The sequence below is a fragment of the Roseomonas sp. TAS13 genome (assembly GCF_001950415.1).
Lineage (GTDB): Bacteria > Pseudomonadota > Alphaproteobacteria > Acetobacterales > Acetobacteraceae > Roseomonas > Roseomonas mucosa.
The window spans coordinates 1-2,481 of sequence record NZ_BDLP01000515.1; the positions used below are offsets into that span (position 1 = coordinate 1).

Consider the following 2,481-nt stretch of genomic DNA (forward strand, 5'->3'; position numbering starts at 1 on the left):
CCGCCGTGGGCTCCGTGACCGGCCTGCCGCTGCCGCGCTTCGCGCCGCTCCGCTCGGACGAGGTGAACATGCGTGCCGGTCCGGGCACGCGCTTCCCCATCGAATGGACCTATCAGCGCCGGGACCTGCCGGTGGAGATCGTCCGCGAGTTCGACCAGTGGCGCCGCATCCGCGACCAGGACGGCACCGAGGGCTGGGTGCACCATTCCAACCTGGGCCTCGGGCGCCGGACCTTCACCGTGCGGGGCGAGATGCACACGATGCGCCGCCGCCCGGAGGAGGATGCCGGCGCGGTGGCGCGGCTGCAGCCGGGGGTGATCGGCCGCATCCGCGCCTGCGCCCAGGGAAGTGCCTGGTGCGAGGTCCAGGTGGGCGAGTACCGTGGCTGGCTGAAGCGGGCCGAGATGTTCGGCGTGACGGCGGACGAGGTGATCGGCGGATGACGCAGGCCGCGGCAACCGGGAACGCGCCCGGCACGGAACGGGACCCGCGCGCCGCGCCGCACGATCTCGGCGCGCATCCGCGCTTCCTCTGCACGCCGGTCGAGCCGCAGGACGATGCCCCACCCGACGCCTTCGGCCGCCGGGTGGACGCGCTGCGCCAGATCCTCGCCGCGCGCGGGCTGATGACGGTGGACGAGCTGCGCCGTTCGATCGAGGCCATCCCCGAGGCCGAGTACCATGCGCTGACCTATTACGAGCGCTGGCTGCGGGCCATGGCCGCGCTGATGGCCGAGAAGGGGATCGTCGTCCCGGAGCTGCTGGACGGGATCGGGGGCGAGGCGTGAACGGAGCCACCCCGCCGGGGGCCGTGCTGGTGCCCGGCACCCGCGTGCGCGTGCGCTTCGACTGGCCGGAATCGCGGGGCCCCGCCCATGTCCGCACGCCGCATTACCTGCGGGGGCGGGAAGGGGTCGTGCTGGCCCATCTCGGGGATTTCCCGGACCCCTCGGAACTGGCCTTCGGCCGCCCGGCGCCGCTGCGCGCGCTGTACCATGTGGCCTTTGCCCAGCCGGTGCTTTTCGGGGCGGTGCCGGAGGAGGATTCGACCCTGGTCGAGCTCTACGGCCACTGGCTGGAGCCGCTGGGCCAGGAAGGGAGGATGTCCTGATGGCCGCACCGCCGCGCGCCGCCTATGTCGCCCTGCTGGACCGCTTCCTGGCGGCGCTGGAGGCGAAGGGCATCACCAATGCCGCCGAGCTCGATGCCCAGCAGGCGCGGACGGACCGCGCCTCGCCCGCCATCGGGGCCGCCATGGTGGCGCGGGCCTGGACCGACCCCGCCTATCGCGCGCTGATGCTGCGCGACGGCAGCGCCGCCGCCGAGGCCATGGGCGTGAGCATGGCCGGCCTGCCGCCGCTGGGCGTGCTGGAGGATACCGAGGCGCGGCGCCACCTCGTCGTCTGCACCCTCTGCTCCTGCTATCCCCGCGCCGTGCTCGGCTATCCGCCCGGCTGGTTCAAGTCCGCCGCCTATCGCGCGCGGGCGGTGCGCGACCCGCGCGGCGTCCTGGCCGAATGGGGCACGGTCCTGCCGGGCGGCGTGTCGGTGCGGGTTGTGGACAGCACGGCGGACTACCGCTGGATGGTCCTGCCGCTGCGCCCCGCCGGCACCGAGGGCTGGGATGCGGAGCGGCTGGCGGCGCTGGTGGATGTGGAGGCGATGATGGGTCTGCGTCCGGTGGTGGTGCCCGCGGCAGCCTGAAATTTTCCATTATGGGAATTCAATAAAACTCCACCAAAGGTTGCATATTGGGGGTGCGGTACGCGCAGCGCTGCCTTATCCTGCACCGCAATGAGACGCTTCCAACCGCAAGCCGAATGCAATCGCCTGCTGCATTTCCTGCGGCAGCGGATGATCCGGGACGTCACCCTGGACGGGGTCGTGCGTCCCTCCCTGACCCCGTCGCTGGCCTTGGTGTCAGGACCGGTGCCGCCCGCCGGCGGCACCCCGCGCCCGCCCGCGCAGTCCCCGCCGGCCGCCGCCGGATCCGTCTGGACCGTGGACCATGCGCGGGTGCTGGAAGCGCTGGCGCATCCGGCGCTGCGGGCGGCGGCGCCGGAGCTCGCCCGGGGGCTGCGGGACACGGTCCTGGCGTTGGGGGAGGACGGGATGGCGTCGCGGCGCCGGCTGCCGCCCATGCTGGAGATCCGCAGCGACGATCCGCGCGCCTTCGAGGTGGTGACGGGCACCTCCCGCTTCACCGGGGATCTGTCGCGCGGGCTGGTGATCGAATCCCTCTGCGACAGCGACGCGCCCGATGCCGAGGCGGCGCGGCATACGGGCAACCTGGTGGAGTTCCGGCTCGGCCGGCGCGCCCATTGCCTGGATGTCGAGGACAGCATCGCCGACTGCGGCCTTCGGCGCACCGAGGATGGCGTGGTGCTGTTCCACGAGAGCCGGCTCGCCGTGCCGGGCGGCCCGGGGCTGCGCGGGCTGCTGCGGCGTGGCCAGCCACGCCCGGTGGGGACGCTGCGCTACG

At 73.3% G+C, this 2,481-nt stretch carries 5 protein-coding genes; all 5 read left to right on the forward strand.

Features of this window, described 5'->3' with window-relative positions; translation table 11 throughout:
• The coding region (locus ROTAS13_RS22930; RefSeq protein ID WP_371329291.1) for an SH3 domain-containing protein at positions 1-443 on the forward strand (443 nt) is incomplete at its 5' end.
• Complete coding sequence (locus tag ROTAS13_RS22935; protein WP_019460504.1) at positions 440-787, forward strand: SH3-like domain-containing protein; 348 nt, start codon at positions 440-442, stop codon at positions 785-787. The genes ROTAS13_RS22930 and ROTAS13_RS22935, both read left to right, overlap by 4 nt.
• The gene (locus ROTAS13_RS22940) at positions 784-1,110 is read left to right on the forward strand and encodes an SH3-like domain-containing protein (RefSeq protein WP_171979216.1); all 327 of its coding nucleotides are present in this window, start codon (positions 784-786) and stop codon (positions 1,108-1,110) included. The genes ROTAS13_RS22935 and ROTAS13_RS22940 overlap by 4 nt, the downstream gene beginning before the upstream one ends.
• Positions 1,110-1,703 carry a nitrile hydratase subunit alpha gene (locus ROTAS13_RS22945; protein ID WP_019460506.1) on the forward strand — a complete coding sequence of 198 codons (594 nt, stop codon included), beginning with the start codon at positions 1,110-1,112 and terminating at the stop codon, positions 1,701-1,703. Before ROTAS13_RS22940 ends, ROTAS13_RS22945 begins: the two co-directional genes overlap by 1 nt.
• Before the next feature lie 90 nt (positions 1,704-1,793).
• Positions 1,794-2,481: hypothetical protein (locus ROTAS13_RS22950; RefSeq protein WP_139323516.1), on the forward strand; the 688-nt coding region annotated here is incomplete at its 3' end.